This is a genomic window from Paracoccus zeaxanthinifaciens ATCC 21588, assembly GCF_000420145.1.
Classification (GTDB): domain Bacteria; phylum Pseudomonadota; class Alphaproteobacteria; order Rhodobacterales; family Rhodobacteraceae; genus Paracoccus; species Paracoccus zeaxanthinifaciens.
The window spans coordinates 25159-40903 of sequence record NZ_ATUJ01000018.1 but is presented as its reverse complement, the minus strand read 5'-3'; the positions used below and the strand labels follow the sequence as shown (position 1 = coordinate 40903).

The 15745-nt window shown below is 68.8% G+C and carries 14 protein-coding genes; 10 read left to right on the top strand and 4 right to left on the bottom strand.

Features of this window, described 5'->3' with window-relative positions; genetic code table 11:
* Nucleotides 1-123: 123 nt before the first annotated feature.
* Entirely contained in the window at nt 124-1158 is a 1035-nt protein-coding gene (locus tag F804_RS0114105; protein ID WP_022708396.1) for a Glu/Leu/Phe/Val dehydrogenase dimerization domain-containing protein, read from the top strand.
* On the opposite strand, the gene aroB is transcribed toward F804_RS0114105, so the two are convergent.
* A complete protein-coding gene (aroB, locus tag F804_RS0114100) occupies nt 1155-2261 on the bottom strand; it encodes a 3-dehydroquinate synthase (RefSeq protein WP_022708395.1) in 1107 nt (368 codons plus the stop codon). The two genes, F804_RS0114105 and aroB, sit on opposite strands and share 4 nt — an antisense overlap.
* 2 nt (nt 2262-2263) lie before the next feature.
* Nucleotides 2264-2863, bottom strand: a complete 600-nt coding sequence (locus F804_RS0114095; RefSeq protein ID WP_084686668.1) for a shikimate kinase — start codon at nt 2861-2863, stop codon at nt 2264-2266.
* 73 nt (nt 2864-2936) lie between these two features.
* Between F804_RS0114095 and F804_RS17415 the strand changes: the two genes are divergently transcribed.
* The 7 genes from F804_RS17415 (at nt 2937) to F804_RS0114060 (ending at nt 10826) form a co-directional block, all read left to right on the top strand.
* Nucleotides 2937-3083: a hypothetical protein gene (locus tag F804_RS17415; RefSeq protein ID WP_022708393.1), complete on the top strand. Its 147-nt coding sequence runs from the start codon at nt 2937-2939 to the stop codon at nt 3081-3083.
* Nucleotides 3076-4566 carry a hypothetical protein gene (locus tag F804_RS0114085; RefSeq protein ID WP_022708392.1) on the top strand — a complete coding sequence of 497 codons (1491 nt, stop codon included), beginning with the start codon at nt 3076-3078 and terminating at the stop codon, nt 4564-4566. Before F804_RS17415 ends, F804_RS0114085 begins: the two co-directional genes overlap by 8 nt.
* On the top strand, nt 4566-5570 hold the full coding sequence (locus F804_RS16605; RefSeq protein ID WP_022708391.1) for a site-specific tyrosine recombinase XerD: 1005 nt from the start codon (nt 4566-4568) through the stop codon (nt 5568-5570). Before F804_RS0114085 ends, F804_RS16605 begins: the two co-directional genes overlap by 1 nt.
* Entirely contained in the window at nt 5551-6879 is a 1329-nt protein-coding gene (locus F804_RS0114075) for an HlyC/CorC family transporter (protein WP_022708390.1), read from the top strand. Before F804_RS16605 ends, F804_RS0114075 begins: the two co-directional genes overlap by 20 nt.
* Before the next feature lie 83 nt (nt 6880-6962).
* On the top strand, nt 6963-8981 hold the full coding sequence (gene tkt, locus F804_RS0114070) for a transketolase (RefSeq protein ID WP_022708389.1): 2019 nt from the start codon (nt 6963-6965) through the stop codon (nt 8979-8981).
* Between the two features lie 58 nt (nt 8982-9039).
* Nucleotides 9040-9957, top strand: coding sequence for a DMT family transporter (locus F804_RS0114065; RefSeq protein ID WP_084686665.1), 918 nt, complete (start codon nt 9040-9042; stop codon nt 9955-9957).
* Nucleotides 9957-10826 carry a lysophospholipid acyltransferase family protein gene (locus tag F804_RS0114060; protein ID WP_022708387.1) on the top strand — a complete coding sequence of 290 codons (870 nt, stop codon included), beginning with the start codon at nt 9957-9959 and terminating at the stop codon, nt 10824-10826. The genes F804_RS0114065 and F804_RS0114060 overlap by 1 nt, the downstream gene beginning before the upstream one ends.
* An 82-nt stretch (nt 10827-10908) precedes the next feature.
* Here the strand turns inward: F804_RS0114060 and F804_RS0114055 are convergent, their stop codons facing one another.
* On the bottom strand, nt 10909-12318 hold the full coding sequence (locus tag F804_RS0114055; protein WP_022708386.1) for a class II 3-deoxy-7-phosphoheptulonate synthase: 1410 nt from the start codon (nt 12316-12318) through the stop codon (nt 10909-10911).
* A gap of 184 nt (nt 12319-12502) precedes the next feature.
* On the opposite strand from F804_RS0114055, the gene F804_RS0114050 reads away from it, so the two are divergent.
* Both F804_RS0114050 and F804_RS17035 read left to right on the top strand, forming a co-directional pair.
* Nucleotides 12503-13483, top strand: a complete 981-nt coding sequence (locus F804_RS0114050; RefSeq protein WP_022708385.1) for a GlxA family transcriptional regulator — start codon at nt 12503-12505, stop codon at nt 13481-13483.
* A gap of 80 nt (nt 13484-13563) precedes the next feature.
* Nucleotides 13564-14679, top strand: coding sequence for a Hint domain-containing protein (locus F804_RS17035; protein WP_022708384.1), 1116 nt, complete (start codon nt 13564-13566; stop codon nt 14677-14679).
* Here F804_RS17035 and ftsY read toward each other — a convergent pair.
* Complete coding sequence (gene ftsY, locus F804_RS0114040) at nt 14676-15713, bottom strand: signal recognition particle-docking protein FtsY (protein WP_022708383.1); 1038 nt, start codon at nt 15711-15713, stop codon at nt 14676-14678. The two genes, F804_RS17035 and ftsY, sit on opposite strands and share 4 nt — an antisense overlap.
* Between the last annotated feature and the right edge of the window lie 32 nt (nt 15714-15745).

Genomic DNA, 15745 nt, shown 5'->3' with positions numbered 1-15745 from the left:
CGCGCGGGCGGCTTGTCGAAAATTTCACGTCCGCCCCCTGCCCTTTGCGAATGATCCTGCGCTTGACGCAAGCCTGCGGCGGCGCTTTCTGCCCCGAAACCAGGCCGCAGACAGGATGATCCCATGGCGCTTTCCCTGACCGAACTCGAACGCCCCGAAGGCTTCGAACGCCTCGTTCTGGCCGAGGATGCCGATGCGGGCCTGCGCGCCCTGATCTGCCTGCATTCCACGGTGCTGGGTCCGGCTGCAGGCGGCTGCCGCATGTGGCCCTATGGCTCGGATGCGGATGCGATCCACGACGTGACGCGGCTGGCGCGCGGCATGACCTACAAGAACGCCATGGCGGGGCTGGACCTTGGCGGCGGCAAGTCGGTCATCATCGGCGACGCGCGCCGCGACAAGACGCCCGCGATGATGCGCGCCTTCGGTCGCGCGGTGCAATCGCTTGGCGGGCGCTACTGGACCGCCGAGGATGTAGGCATCTCGACCGAGGACATGGCCCACGCGGCCGAGGAGACGCGCTTTGCCGTGGGCCTGTCGGGCGCATCGGGCGATCCGTCGCCCTGGACCGCCGAGGGCGTGTTCCGCTGCCTGAAGGTCGGTGCCGCGCATGTGTTCGGCCAGGACGACCTGTCGGGTCGGCGCGTGCTGGTGCAGGGGCTTGGCCATGTGGGCATGTCGCTTGCCGACAAGCTGCACGGGGCGGGCGCGAAGCTGATCGTGACCGACATTCATGCCGACGCCCTGGCCGAGGCCGAGGCCCGCTTCGGCGCCACGGTCATCGCCCCCGATCAGGTCTTCGAGCAGGCGGTGGACATCTTCGCGCCCTGCGCGCTTGGCGGCGTGCTGGATGCGGACAGCGTGGGTCGCCTGCAGGCGCGTCTGGTCTGCGGTGCGGCGAACAACCAGCTTGCGACCGACGAGGTGGCCGATCTGCTGGTCGAGCGCGGCATCACCTATCTGCCGGATTACGTCGTGAACGCGGGCGGCATCATCAGCGTCGCGTCCGAGATCCACGGCAAGCCCGACGGTTGGCGACTGGAGCGCCTGACCGCCATCGCGGGCCGCGTGGACGAGATGCTGGCCCGCGCCCGCGCCGAGGGTCAGCCGACCACGCGCATCGCCGACCAGATGGTCGAGGCCATGCTGCGCGCCTAGCGCGCGTCGGCCAGCACCGCGCGCAGCAGGTCGGGGACGGCGTCGTCGCAGACGAACGCCTCTCCGATGTCGCGGGCAAGGACGAAGCGCAGCTGGCCGTCCACGACCTTCTTGTCCTGCCCCATCAGCGCGATCAGCTCGTCATCGGTTGGCAGGTCGCCCGGAATGTCCGACAGGCGCGCGGGCATGCCCATGCGGTGCAGATGCTCCAGCACGCGGCTGGGCGCCTCTTGCGAGCACAGCCCCATTCGCGCGGACAGGTCGAAGGCCAGCGCACAGCCGATGGCCACCCCCTCGCCATGCAGCAGCCGGTCGGAATAGCCGGTGGCCTTTTCCAGCGCGTGACCGAAGGTATGGCCCAGGTTCAGCAGCGCACGCTCGCCCTGCTCGGTCTCGTCGCGGGTGACGATGCCGGCCTTCATGGCGACGGAATGGGCGATGGCGTGCTGGCGCGCGGTCAGATCGTCCTGCAGCAGCGGGGCGTTGATCTCCAGCCACTCGAAGAAATCGGCATCGCCCAGCAGCCCGTATTTCGCGACCTCGCCGTAACCGGCCAGGAAGTCGCGGGGCCGAAGCGTGTCCAGCACCCCGATATCCGCCAGCACCAGCGAGGGCTGGTGGAACGCGCCGATCAGGTTCTTGCCATGCGTCGAATTGATGCCCGTCTTGCCGCCGACGCTGCTGTCCACCTGCGCCAGAAGCGTGGTCGGGATCTGCACGAAGCGGACCCCGCGCCGCAGGATCGACGCGGCAAAGCCCACGAGGTCCCCGATCACGCCGCCGCCAAGCGCGATCACCACGTCGCGGCGTTCCACCTTCTGTTCCAGCAGCCAGTCCACGCAATGCGTCAGGTGCGGCCAGCTTTTCGTGCCCTCGCCCGCGGGAAGGGCCAGCGACACGCTGTCGATGCCCGCGGCATCCAGCGCGGCGGTCAGGCGGCCCAGATGCAGGGGCGCGACCGTCTCGTCGGTGACGATGGCCACGCGCGGACGCCGCAGCAGCGGCGCGATGCGGGCGGCGGCATCCGCGATCAGCCCCTCGCCGATGACGACATCATAGGCGCGGTCGCCAAGGGGAACATGGACGGTCACGGGCTGGGGCATGGTCAATCCTCGAACGGGGTGGCGTCGGCCGTGCGCAGGGCGGCCAACAGGCGGGTGGCGGTCGCGTCGATGCTGTCGCCCCCCTGCGAATGGAAGCGCAGATCGGCCTGCGCATAGATCGGCCTGCGTTCGTCCAGCAGGCGCAGCAGCGTGCCCTTGGGATCGGCGGTCTGCAGCAGCGGGCGCGTCGGGCGCTGACGCACGCGGTTCCACAGCACCTCGGCGTCGCAATCCAACCATACCGAAAAGCCGCTGCGGGCAATGATCGCGCGGTTCTCGGGGCGCAGCCACGCCCCGCCCCCGGTCGAGACGATCCCCGGCGCGCCCGTCATCAGGCGGCCCAGCACCTCGGTCTCTCGGGCGCGGAAGAAATCCTCGCCGTCGCGGGCGAAGATCTCGGTGATCGACATGGCGGCGGCGGCCTCGATCTCGGCGTCGGAATCGGTGAAGGGCACGCGCAGGCGTCGGGACAGTTCGGTCCCGATGGCGGTCTTGCCCGCCCCCATCATTCCGATCAGCACGATATGCCGCTGAAGTCGCTTCATCGCCCAAGCCTTTCCCAATCGGGCCACTGAATGACGTGATCTTTCGGAAATTGCCATATATATTCGCCCCGAACCGGCACGAGACCGGTCTTCGACAACACGATTCTTGGCGCGAGCAAAGGCGATTTCGATGCGGAAACTGAAAGTTCTGGTGGTGCTGATTCTGGCTGCTCTGGCGGGCCTTGCCGGATATGCCTATTTCGGCGACATGGCACCCGCCCGCAAGGAAGTGCGCATGCCGCTGGCATTGGACGGGGACAAGTCGCAGGGTGAGTGATCGGCGACCCAGGGCCGCAAGGGGGCTGGCCGCAGCGATGCTGCTGGCCCTGACGCCCTTGCCTGCCATCGCGCAGGACCAGCCCCTTTCGGCCAGCGACTGGCTGTCGGGCAGCGTGCGTGGCCCGGTCCGCGAAAGCTCGGCCTGGCGGCCCGGCGACACGCGTCCCCCCGTCCGCAAGACGCCCCGCCCCAGCCCCGTCGCCACCAGCGGCGAGGTCGGCGCGGTATCCGTCACGCGGCTGGATCACGGCAATCCCGACGCGACGGGCATCCTCAGCCCGCGCCGCGCGGGCCTGCCGGTCGATCTGTGGGCGGGCAGCGATCCTGCCACGGTCGCGGGGATGGTGCTGGAAACGCCCGCGCGGCTGCAATCCATGCAGGGGCTGCTGACGCGCATCCTGACCGCGCAGCTGGCCGTTGCCGATGGCCCGTCCGACGGCGCGCGGGGTCAGCTGTTCCTGGCCCGCGCCGACCGGCTTCTGGACATGGGCGCGGTCGATCAGGCGCAGGGCCTGCTGCTGGCCGCCGGCCCCGGAGAGCCCGAGATCTTCCGCAGGCTGTTCGACATCGCCCTGCTGGAGGGCGACGAGAGCCGCGCCTGCGCCATCATGGACGGCACCCCCGGCATCGCCCCCAGCTTTGCCGCGCGGATCTTCTGCCTTGCGCAGACCGGCGACTGGTCCGCCGCAGCGATCAGCCTGCACGGCGCCGAGATGCTGGACCTCGTCCATGATCGCGAAGCGCAGCTGCTGACCTATTTCCTCGACGACGCCTATGTCGATCACGGCGAGGCCCTCGCCCCGCCCGAGAACCTGTCGCCGCTGGAGTTCCGCATCTTCGAGGCCATCGGCCAGCCCCTGCCCACCACGCCCCTGCCCGTGGCCTTCGCGCAATCGGACCTGCGCCTGAACAGCGGCTTCAAGGCCCGTCTGGAAGCCGCCGAGAGGCTGGCCCGCGCCGGCGCCCTGTCGCCCGGACGGCTGCGCAGGATCTATGGCGAACAGCCGCCCGCGGCTTCGGGCGGGGTCTGGGACCGCGCCGCCGCGCTGGCCGAACTGGACGCCGCGATCGCGGCGGGCGATCACGACGCCGCGCTGCTTCGCTGCTTCCAGGTCTTCCGGCAGGCCGACATGGCGGATATCCTTGCCTCCATGATCGCCGCCGATCTTCCCGAACCCGCGCCCGAGGACATGGGCGATGCCGCCGAAACCGCGCGGCTGCTGCGGCAGTGGCAGGGGCTGTCCGATGCCCCCCTGCCCGCGCCGCCCGCCGACCTGACGGCACAGATCCCCCCCGCGCCCGCCGCCCGCAAGGGCGAGGCGCTGCTGACCGCGATGTCCGATATCGACGCCGCCATCGAAGGCGACATGGCCCGCGCCGCCAAGGGGATCGCCATGCTGATCGCGCTTGGCCTGCCCGAGGACGCGTCGCGGGCGCGGCGGCAGATCATCCTGCTGGACCGGATCGGGGCGGAACGCTGATGTCGCGCGATCATGCGTCCATATCCTCGTTTCTGGACGCGCAGGCGGCCGAGGCCGGGGCCGCGCGCAACACGCTGCTGGCCTATGGCCGCGACCTGCGCGACTTTGCCGACTGGCTGAACGCGCGCGGCCAGGCGATGTCGACCATCACCCGCGACCTGATCGAGGACTACCTGACCCATTGCGATGCGCAGGGCCTGTCGCGGGCGACCCGCGCGCGGCGGCTGTCCTCGATCCGGCAGTTCACCCGCTTCGCGCTGGAGGAGGGCTGGCGCGAGGACGACCCCGCCATCCGCATCTCGGGGCCGCGGCGGGCGCGCAGCCTGCCCAAAACCCTGAGCAAGGACGAGATCGCGGCCCTGCTGACCGCCGCGCCGACCATCGCGCGCAACGCGGCCGACGCGGCGCGGAACACCTGCCTGCTGGAACTGCTCTATTCGACCGGCATGCGCGTCAGCGAGCTGGTCGGCCTGCCGGTGCAGGGCTGCCGCGGCAACCCCGAGGTGCTGGTGATCCGCGGCAAGGGCAGCAAGGACCGGATGCTGCCGCTTGGCGGTCCGGCGCGCATCGCGCTGGCCGAATGGCTGCGCCACCGCGACGACGCCCCCGACAAGAGCCCGCTGGGGCGGCTGGTCGCCGGTCCCGAAGGCCGCTGGCTGTTCCCCGCACCGGGCGCCGAGGGCCACATGCCCCGCCAGAGCTTCGGCCGCATGCTGAACCAGATCGCGATCGCGGCGGGCATCGACCCGACCCGCGTCACGCCGCATGTGCTGCGCCATGCCTTCGCCACGCATCTGCTGGAAGGCGGGGCCGATCTGCGCAGCATCCAGATGCTTCTGGGGCATGCCGATCTGGGAACGACCGAGATCTATACCCATGTGATGGACGAGCGCATGAAGGAACTTGTGCTGAACCACCACCCGCTGGCCCGCGTTGGCGGGCCTGATACCCGACGAACAACCCAACAATCGAACAACGGAACCCATGGACGACCCTTCGAGTAGTTTCGACGCCGCGCTCTGGATCACCGGCGCTGCCATCGTGATCCTTCTGAGCATGTCTGCCTTCTTCTCCGGCTCGGAAACGGCGCTGACCGCCGCCAGCCGGGCCAAGCTGCGGGCACGCTCCGACAAGGGCGACGGCGGCGCTTCTGCGGCCCTTCGCGTCACCGAGGACAGCGAAAGGCTGATCGGGGCGATCCTTCTTGGCAACAACGTCGTCAACATCCTGTCGGCCAGCCTTGCGACGGCGCTGTTCACCCGCCTTCTGGGCAGCAGCGGCGTCGCCATCGCGACGCTGGTGATGACGATCCTGGTGCTCATCTTCTCCGAGGTGATGCCCAAGACCTATGCGATCTCGGCCCCGGAAAAGGTCGCAAGCCTGGTCGCGCGGCCGATCCGCATCCTGACCATCGTTCTGGCCCCCATCGTGGCGGTCGTGCGCGCGATCGTGCGGGTCATCCTGCGCCTGTTCGGGCTGCACACCGATCCCGGCACGCACATGTTCTCGATCGAGGAGGAGATCGCGGGCGCGCTGTCCATCGGCCACGCGCAGGGCGCCGTCCACAAGGAGGACCGCGACCGACTGCTGGGCGCGCTGGACCTGGGCAACCGCACCGTCGAGGAGATCATGCGCCATCGCAGCGAGATCCAGATGATCGACGCCGAGATGCCCCCCGAGAAGATCCTCGACACCGTCCTTGCCAGCCCCCATACCCGCCTGCCCGTCTTCCGCGACGAACGCGAGAACGTCGTGGGCGTCGTCCATGCCAAGGACCTGCTGCGGGCCGTGAACCGCGCCATGCGCGAGGCCGGCGACAGCACGGCGGCGCAGCGCTTCGACATCATGTCGGTCGCCATGCCGCCCTATTTCGTCCCCGAGACCAGCGTGCTGGACGAACAGATGCGCGAGTTCCTCAAGCGGCGGACGCATTTCGCGCTGGTGGTGGACGAATACGGCTCGCTGCGCGGGCTGATCACCCTCGAGGACATCCTCGAGGAGATCGTGGGCGAGATCGCCGACGAACACGACACCGAGGCCGACCAGACACTGAAGCCGAACGCGCAGGGCGACTATCTTGTCGATGGCGGCATGACGATCCGCGACCTGAACCGACAGCTGGACTGGACCCTGCCCGACGACGAGGCGAACACCGTCGCGGGCCTTGTCATCCACATGGCGCAGTCGATCCCCGAACAGGGCCAGGTGTTCAGCTTCCACGGCTATCGCTTCGAGGTTGTGACGCGGCGCGAGAACCGCATCACCCGGCTGCGCGTGCGCCCGCTGGCCCCCGTCCCCGCATCCGACGAGTGACAAGTTATTCGGCGCGCCGCTTGCAACGGCGCGCCGTGACGCCTAACAAATCCGCAACCACATACCTGCTGCAAGGACCGCCAATGGATATCGCTGCCCGCCGCTCTGCCAACCCCGACCACTGGAAACTGGCCAGCGCGATCCGCGTGCTGTCGATGGACGCCGTCGAGGCCGCCAATTCCGGCCATCCCGGCATGCCGATGGGCATGGCCGATGTCGCGACCGTCCTGTTCCGCAACCACCTCAAGTTCGATGCCAAGGCGCCGAACTGGTTCGACCGCGACCGCTTCATCCTGTCGGCGGGCCACGGCTCGATGCTGATCTATGCGCTGCTGCACCTCACCGGCTACGAGCAGATGACGCTGGACCAGATCCGCAACTTCCGCCAGATCGACGCGATCACCGCCGGTCACCCCGAATACGGCCATGTCGAGGGCGTCGAGACGACGACCGGTCCGCTTGGCCAGGGCATCGCCACCTCGGTCGGTTTCGCCATCGCGGAAGAAGCCATGCGCGCCGAATACGGCGAGGGCCTGTGCGACCACCGCACCTGGGTCATCGCCGGTGACGGCTGCCTGATGGAGGGCATCAGCCACGAGGCCATCGCCATGGCTGGCGCCCAGCAGCTGGGCCGCCTGATCGTGCTGTGGGACAACAACGACATCACCATCGACGGCCGCGTCAGCCTGTCGGACAAGACCGACCAGCATGCGCGCTTTGCCGCCGCGGGCTGGCGCGTGCTGTCCTGCGACGGTCACGACCCCGCCGATATCGACCGCGCCCTGACCGAGGCCGCGAATGGCGACGGCCGCCCGACGCTGGTGGACTGCAAGACCATCATCGGCTTCGGCGCGCCGAACAAGGCCGACACCAACAAGGCCCACGGCTCGCCCCTGGGCAAGGACGAGATCGCGGCCACGCGCGAGGCCTATGGCTGGACCGCCGAGCCCTTCGACATCCCCGCCGAGATCATGTCGGCATGGCGCGAGATCGGCACCCGCGGCGCTGCCGCCCATGACGAATGGCGCGCCCGCGTCGATGCCCTGTCGACCGAGCACCGCGACGAGTTCAGCCGCCGCATCACCAATGGCGTGAACCCCAAGCTGGACGAGGCCATCGCCGCCTTCAAGGCGACGACCCGCGACGAGAAGCCGAAGGTCGCGACCCGCAAGGCCTCCGAGAACGTGCTGGCCGCGCTGAACCCGAACATGCCCGAGAATTTCGGCGGCTCGGCCGACCTGACCGGGTCGAACAACACCAAGACCGGCGACATGGGCGTCTTCAGCGCCGAAGACCGCATGGGCCGCTACATGCATTACGGCATCCGCGAACACGGCATGGCCGCCGCGATGAACGGCATCTGGCTGCATGGCGGCTTCCGCCCCTATGGCGGCACCTTCCTGACCTTCACCGACTATGCGCGCGGCTCGATGCGCCTGTCGGCGCTGATGGGCCTGCCGGTCGTCTATGTCATGACCCATGACAGCATCGGCCTGGGCGAGGACGGTCCGACCCACCAGCCGGTCGAGCATCTGGCGATCTGCCGCGCGACGCCGAACACGCTGACCTTCCGCCCCGCTGACCAGATCGAGACCGCCGAGGCCTGGCAGATCGCCCTGTCGCATGACAGCGCGCCCTCGGTCCTGGCGCTGTCGCGTCAGAACCTGCCGCTGCTGCGCCAGGACATCGACCAGAACCTGACCGCCAAGGGCGCCTATGTCCTGCGCGAAGCCAGCGACAGCCCCAAGGTCGTGCTGATGGCCTCGGGTTCCGAGGTCGAGATCGCGGTCGAGGCGCGCGACGCGCTCGAGGCCGACGGCATCCCGACCCGCGTCGTCTCGGTCCCCTCGATGGAGCTGTTCCGCGCGCAACCCGCCGCCTATCGCGAAGAGGTGCTGCCCGCGGGCACCGTCCGCATCGCGATCGAGGCCGCCGTCCGCCAGCCCTGGGACTGGCTGCTGCTGGGCGAGCGTGGCACCGAGGCGAAATCCGCCTTCATCGGCATGGAGGGCTTCGGCGCTTCGGGTCCGGCGCCCGCGCTCTACAAGCATTTCGGCATCACCACCGAAGCCACGGTCGAGCGCGCCAAGGCGCTTCTGTGACACGCCCCATTTCGGGCAGGGCGCCGGGGTCATCGCACCCCGGCGTTCCGGTGCCGGCATGAGGGCGCTGGCACGCGGTTTCGCCCTGATGGGCCATGACGGGGGCCGGTTCCGGCCCTCTTCCGATCAGGCGATGGGGATCGTGCTGGTCATCGCCGCGATCCTCGGCTTCACGCTGATGGATGCGACGGCGAAATACCTGACCCAGACCTATCATCCGATGCAGGTGATCTGGTGGCGCTTCACCGGCAACCTGCTGATCCTGCTTGCGATCTTTCGCGGGGGCGTGCTGCCCGCGATGCGCAGCAAGCATCCCGGCCTGCAATTCTGCCGCGCGCTGACGCAGATGGGATCGGTTGGCCTGTTCTTCACCGCCATCCAGTATATCGGCCTGGCCGAGGCCACGGCGATCATGGACCTGAACCCGGTCCTGATCACGCTTGGGGCCGCGCTGTTTTTGGGCGAGAAGGTCGGCCCCCGCCGCATCGCGGGGATCGTGGCGGCGCTTGTCGGCGCGATGATCATCATCCGTCCCGGCGCGGGCGTTTTCCAGCCCGCGGCCCTGCTGCCGCTGGTCGGGGCCTTCACCTTCGCGGCGGGCGCGCTGCTGACGCGCATGACGCGGACCGACACGCCGACCACCTCGGTCATGTGGTCCGCCGTGATCGGCACGATCCTGTTCAGCGCGATCCTGCCCTTCGTCTGGGAACCGATCGCGCTTGCGGATTTCTGGGCCTTCGGGCTGCTTGCGATCTTCGGGACGGCCAGCCAGTACCTGCTGGTGCGCGCCTTCAGCACCGCCGAGGCCGGGGCCCTTGCGCCCTTCGGCTATACCGGGCTGGTCTGGGCGGGGCTGTGGGGCTGGATCTTCTTCGGCCAGATCCCCGATCGCTGGACCGTGACGGGGGCCACGATTATCGTGGTCGCGGGGCTTTACGTTTGGTCGCGCGAGGCGCGCGCGGCAAGGAAGGGCTGATGCGCGAAGACGGAACGACGCTGATCGACAGGCTGGCGAACCGGGCATTCCTGCTGGTGGTGGGCGCGACGCGCCTGTTGCCCTATGAACGCCGCATTCCGATGACGGGGTGGATCTTCTCTCGGGTGATCGCACCCCTGGCCGGATGGCGCAGGCGGATCCGCGACAACCTTGCGCTGGCCCGCCCCGACCTGTCCGAGACCGAGGTCGAGCAGATCGTCCGCGCCGTTCCCGACAATGCGGGCCGCGCCATCGCCGAGATCTATTCGGGCGAGGAATTCACATCGCGCATCCACGCCGCCGACCCGCTGGAGGGTCCGGGCCTGCCGGTGCTGGAGGAGGCGTTCGAATCCGGGCGTCCGGTCATCATCGCCTGCGCCCATTTCGGCAATTACGACGCGATGCGCGGAGCATTGTCGGGGCGGGGCTATCCCGTCGGGGCGCTGTACCGCCCGATGAACAACGAGGCGTTCAACCGCCACTATATCCCCGCCATCACGGCCATTTCCGAGCCGCTGTTCCCGCGCGGGCGTGCGGGTCTGTCGGCGATGCTGCGCTTCCTGCGCGGCGGGGGCTGGCTTGCGCTCGGGTTCGATCAGCACGACCGCCACTCGCCCGAGCTGCGCTTCTTCGACCTGCCGTCCAAGACCGTGCTGACCCCGGCCGAGCTTGCCATCCGCTATGACGCGCTGCTGCTGCCGGTGCACGCGATCCGCAAGGAGGACGGGTTGGGCTTTCGCGTCCATGTGGGCGATCCGGTGCCGCATGGCGATGCCAAGGACATGATGCAGGCGCTGAACGACGATCTGGAACAGCTGGTGCGCCGCCATATGGGGCAATGGTTCTGGGTCCACCGCCGCTGGAAGTGACCCTGCCCCGAGAATCAACAGGCCCGCAAACAAAAAGGCCCGGACGATCCGTCCGGGCCTTCTGCATTCATGGCGACCGCGTTCAGACGGCCTTGGCGACCTCGGCCGCACCGGCAGCCTCGCGGCGGGCGCGCAGCTCCTCGGCGACCAGGAAGGCCAGTTCCAGCGACTGGCTGGCGTTCAGGCGCGGGTCGCAGGCGGTGTGATAGCGGTCCGACAGGTTCTCGTCGGTGACGGCGCGGACGCCGCCGGTGCATTCGGTCACGTCCTGGCCCGTCATCTCGAAATGGACGCCGCCCGGGATCGTGCCTTCGGCCGCGTGGACGCCGAAGAACTCGCGGACCTCGCGCAGGATCGAATCGAAGGCGCGGGTCTTGTACCCGGTCGAGGACTTGATGACGTTGCCGTGCATCGGATCGCAGGACCAGACGACGTTCGCACCCTCTTCCTGCACGGCCTTGATCAGGCGCGGCAGGTGATCGCCGACCTGCCCCGCACCGAAGCGCGCGATCAGCGTCAGGCGACCGGCCTCGTTTTCCGGGTTCAGCTTGGCCATCAGCACCTTCAGATCCTCGGCCGAGGTCGAGGGGCCGCATTTCAGGCCGATCGGGTTCTGGACGCCGCGCGCGAATTCGACATGTGCGCCATCGGGCTGACGGGTGCGGTCGCCGATCCAGATCATGTGACCCGACCCCGCGACCGGCAGGCCGGTGGTGGTGTCGATGCGGGCCAGCGCCTCTTCGTATTCCAGAAGCAGCGCCTCGTGGCTGGTGTAGAAATCGACCTTGGACAGCTGGTGCGCCGTGTCCGAGTTCACGCCGGCGGCCTGCATGAAGGCCATCGCATCACCGATGCGGCCCGCGATGTCGCGGTACTTCGCAGCCTCGGGGCCGCCCACGAAATCGGCGATCCAGCTCTGGACGCGGTGCATGTCCGCGAACCCGCCGGTCGAGAAGGCGCGCAGCAGATTGAGCGACGCAGCCGCCTGGGTATAGGCCGACAGCATGCGCTGCGGATCGGGGATGCGGGCCTCGGGGGTGAAGTCGAAGCCGTTGATGATGTCGCCGCGATAGCTGGGCAGTTCGACGCCGTTCACGGTTTCCATGGCCGAGCTGCGCGGCTTGGCGAACTGGCCCGCCATGCGGCCGACCTTGACGACGGGCATCTGCGCGCCCCAGGTCAGAACGACCGCCATCTGCAGGATCACCTTGAAGGTGTCGCGGATGTTGTCGGCACTAAATTCCTGGAAGCTCTCGGCGCAATCGCCGCCCTGCAGCAGGAAGCCGCGACCGGCGCCCACTTCGGCCAGCTGGGCCTTGAGGCGGCGTGCCTCGCCCGCGAAGACCAGGGGCGGCAGGCGCCGCAGCTGCGATTCGACCGCCGACAGCGCGTCGGCGTCCGTATAATCGGGCATCTGGATGCGCGGATAGGCGCGCCAGCCGGCCTTGTCCCAGGTTTGGGTGGCGACGGGTTTGCGGGTATCCTGCGTCATCTCGATACGCTCCTTGGAAAAAATGGTCGGGACGATATAGACGCGAATGGCCCTCAGGGAAAGGGTTTGCTGAACCCCCGTGCATCCTTTTGGCGACAACGGCGCGGGTGACGTAAATTCTTGCGAAGCGGATCGTTCGCTGGTTGGGTGCCGGGCAGATGACTTGCCAGGATGCGCCCAGCCGATGACGAACCCACGCCGCTTCACGTTCCTGCTGCTCGACCGGTTCACGATGCTGCCCTTCACCGCCGCGATCGAGCCCCTGCGGCTGGCCAACCGGCAGGCGGGACAGCAGCTCTATACCTGGCGGCTGGTGGGCCCCGCGGGGGATCGCGCGGTCTGTTCCAACGGCACCGCGCTGGCCCTGGATGGCGGTCTTGCGATGGACGGCCCGCCCCCCTCGCGCGACGAGGTCGTGCTGGTCTGCGGCGGTACCGAGATCGCCCGCGAGGCCACGCGCCCCGTGATGGCGTGGCTGCGCCGCATGGCGCGGGGCGGCGCGCAGATCGGCGCGCTGTGCACCGGATCCTGGGTCCTGGCCGAGGCGGGCCTGCTGGACGGGCGCAAGGCCACGATCCACTGGGAAAACCACGACGGCTTTGCCGAGGCCTATCCGCAGGTGGACCTGTTCCGCAGCGTCTTCGTCCATGACGGCAACCGGTTGACGGCGGCGGGCGGGACATCCGCGATCGACCTGATGCTGCACCTGATCGCCGAGGCGCATGGCGACGCGCTTGCCGCCGACGTGGCCGACCAGATGCTGCACACCGCCATCCGCACCGATCAGGACCGCCAGCGCCTGTCGATCCCCACCCGCATCGGCGTGCGCCACCCCCGCCTTGCCGCCGTGATCGCGCGGATGGAGGCCAACCTGGAAGAACCGATCAGCCCCGCGCAGCTGGCGACCGATGCGGGCATGTCCACGCGCCAGCTGGAACGGCTGTTCCGCCGGTACCTGAACCGCAGCCCAAAGCGGTACTACATGGAGACCCGACTGGCCCGCGCGCGCAACCTGCTGATGCAGACCGAGCTGTCGATCATCGAGATCGCGCTGGCATCGGGCTTCTCCAGCCCGTCGCATTTCTCGAAATGCTACCGGGCGCAATATGGCAGCACGCCCTATCGCGAACGGGGAACCTCGGCCCCGGCGACGCAGTCCGCTTAACGGCCCGTTAACCTTTCTTACCATAGTGTGATCCCCGCCGAGACGTGGGGTCACGGCATGTGGCAGGCAGGGCGCGCGGAATGGAACACAAGATCACTCTGCTGACGATGCCCGGACGCATTCCGAACGCATCGAGCACGCAATACTCGCCCTGGAGCAACGTCAGCGGACCGATCGATTTCACCGGCGCGGTCACCCAGGTCGTGGGCATCGTGGATGACGACGACCGGTTCGAGCACCGATATTACAGCCCCTCCGAGACCCAGCAGACGCTGGCGCAGGACCTGACGCTGCGCCACGGCACCGGCAGCACGGTCCTGCCCGCAGGCACCGGCCTGCAAAGCATGGTCGGCGGCTACATCGTAGGCGCGGATGGCGGCCAGTTCGTCGTGATGTTCCTGAACCGCGTCGTCGGAACCTCGATCATCCACGAGGTCGGCGAGCGGCATACCGTGATGATCCTTCCGGTCGCACGGGCCGATGGCAGCCTGCCCGTCTTCGATACGGCGATCGCCTATCGCTATGGCGGCCTGCGGGGGCTGACACCGGCGAACAATTCCTCGCTGGTCTACGGCCTGGCGACGCCGACGCTGTGCTTTGCCGAAGGAACGGCGATCCGCACCGCCAAGGGGCTGCGGCAGGTTCAGGATCTGCGTGCGGGGGATGCGGTCTGGACGGCGGATGCGGGGATGCAGAGCATCGCCTGGGCCGGGATGCAGCGGCTGGGGCCGCGCGATCTGGACCTTGCGCCGCAGCGCCGTCCCATCCGGGTCGCGGCGGGGGCGCTTGGCGGGGGCCTGCCCCGCCGCGACCTGATCCTGTCGCCCCAGCATCGCGTGCTGATCCGGTCGCGGATCGCGGAGCGCATGACCGGCAGCCCCGAGGTGCTGGTCGCGATCCGGCATCTGGTCGGGCAGCCGGGGATCGAGGTGATGCGCGATGCGACGGGCGTCGGCTATTGCCATCTTCTGCTGGACGCGCACCACCTGCTCGAGGCCGAGGGTGCGCTGGCCGAAAGCCTCCTGCCCGGACCTCAGGCGATCCGGAGCCTTGCACCCGCAGACAGGCTGGCGGTGACCACGCTGACCGGCGGGCGGGAGTTCACGCCCGCGCGTCCGATCCTGTCGGGCCAGCAGGCGCGCGGCCTGCTGCGCCGCCACCAGCGCCACGCACGGGCGCTGGTCTGCGCGGATTAGAGCCCGACGAGTGCCCGCGCGAATTCATCGGCGTCGAAGGCGTCCAGATCGTCGATCTGTTCACCCACCCCGATGGCGTGGATCGGCAGGCCGAAGCGGTCGGCCAGCGACACCAGCACGCCGCCCCGCGCCGTGCCGTCCAGCTTGGTCATCACGAGGCCCGACACGTCTGCCAGCTTCTGGAACGTCTCGACCTGGTTCAGCGCGTTCTGGCCGGTGGTCGCATCCAGCACCAGCAGGGTGTTGTGCGGGGCCTCGGGGTCCTTCTTGCGGATGACGCGGACGATCTTGGCCAGTTCCTCCATCAGGTCCTGGCGGTTCTGGAGCCGTCCGGCGGTGTCGATCATCAGAAGGTCCGCGCCGTCGGCCTCGGCCTTGGTCATCGCGTCCCAGGCCAGGCTGGCGGGATCGCTGCCATGGGGCGCGACCATCACGGGAACGCCCGCGCGGTCGCCCCAGACCTGCAGCTGTTCGACCGCCGCTGCACGGAAGGTATCGCCCGCCGCGATCACGACCGACTTGCCCGCCGCGCGGAACTGGCTGGCCAGCTTGCCGATGGTCGTGGTCTTGCCCGCGCCGTTCACGCCGACCACCAGCACGACCTGCGGCTTCTTGGCATAGAGCGGCAGCGGACGGGCCACCGGGGCCATGATGCGCGCGACCTCGGTCGCCAGCAGCTCTTTCAGCTCGGTCGCGGATACGCGGCGACCCATGCGGCCTTCGGCGATGTTGGCGGTGACGCGCAGCGCGGTCTCGACGCCCAGATCGGCCTGGACCAGCATGTCCTCGAGGTCCTCGAGCATGTCGTCGTCCAGCGCGCGGCGCGGTTCCTCGGCCTTGGTACCCCCGAACAGACGACCGACGAGGCCGGCGGGCTTGGGCGCCTCGGGGGCGGGTGCCGGGGTTTCGGGCGCGGGCGCAGGGGGCGCGGCTTCGGGCGGCGTCGCGTCCTCGGACACGATCCCGTCCAGCCCCTCTCCGATCTTCGTGGAAGAGCGCGTCAGCCGCTCGCGCAGTTTCGAGAAGAACGCCATGTGAAAACCCCGCTTGTATCGAAGCCAGACCT

Bases quoted from the DNA above. Each gene is read 5' to 3' on its own strand.
- F804_RS0114105 (WP_022708396.1), top strand. From the start codon at position 124: ATGGCGCTTTCCCTGACCGAACTCGAACGCCCCGAAGGCTTCGAACGC.
- aroB (WP_022708395.1), bottom strand. From the start codon at position 2,261: ATGCCCCAGCCCGTGACCGTCCATGTTCCCCTTGGCGACCGCGCCTAT.
- F804_RS0114095 (WP_084686668.1), bottom strand. From the start codon at position 2,863: ATGGCAATTTCCGAAAGATCACGTCATTCAGTGGCCCGATTGGGAAAG.
- F804_RS17415 (WP_022708393.1), top strand. From the start codon at position 2,937: ATGCGGAAACTGAAAGTTCTGGTGGTGCTGATTCTGGCTGCTCTGGCG.
- F804_RS16605 (WP_022708391.1), top strand. From the start codon at position 4,566: ATGTCGCGCGATCATGCGTCCATATCCTCGTTTCTGGACGCGCAGGCG.
- F804_RS0114075 (WP_022708390.1), top strand. From the start codon at position 5,551: ATGGACGACCCTTCGAGTAGTTTCGACGCCGCGCTCTGGATCACCGGC.
- tkt (WP_022708389.1), top strand. From the start codon at position 6,963: ATGGATATCGCTGCCCGCCGCTCTGCCAACCCCGACCACTGGAAACTG.
- F804_RS0114065 (WP_084686665.1), top strand. From the start codon at position 9,040: ATGAGGGCGCTGGCACGCGGTTTCGCCCTGATGGGCCATGACGGGGGC.
- F804_RS0114060 (WP_022708387.1), top strand. From the start codon at position 9,957: ATGCGCGAAGACGGAACGACGCTGATCGACAGGCTGGCGAACCGGGCA.
- F804_RS0114055 (WP_022708386.1), bottom strand. From the start codon at position 12,318: ATGACGCAGGATACCCGCAAACCCGTCGCCACCCAAACCTGGGACAAG.
- F804_RS0114050 (WP_022708385.1), top strand. From the start codon at position 12,503: ATGACGAACCCACGCCGCTTCACGTTCCTGCTGCTCGACCGGTTCACG.
- F804_RS17035 (WP_022708384.1), top strand. From the start codon at position 13,564: ATGGAACACAAGATCACTCTGCTGACGATGCCCGGACGCATTCCGAAC.
- ftsY (WP_022708383.1), bottom strand. From the start codon at position 15,713: ATGGCGTTCTTCTCGAAACTGCGCGAGCGGCTGACGCGCTCTTCCACG.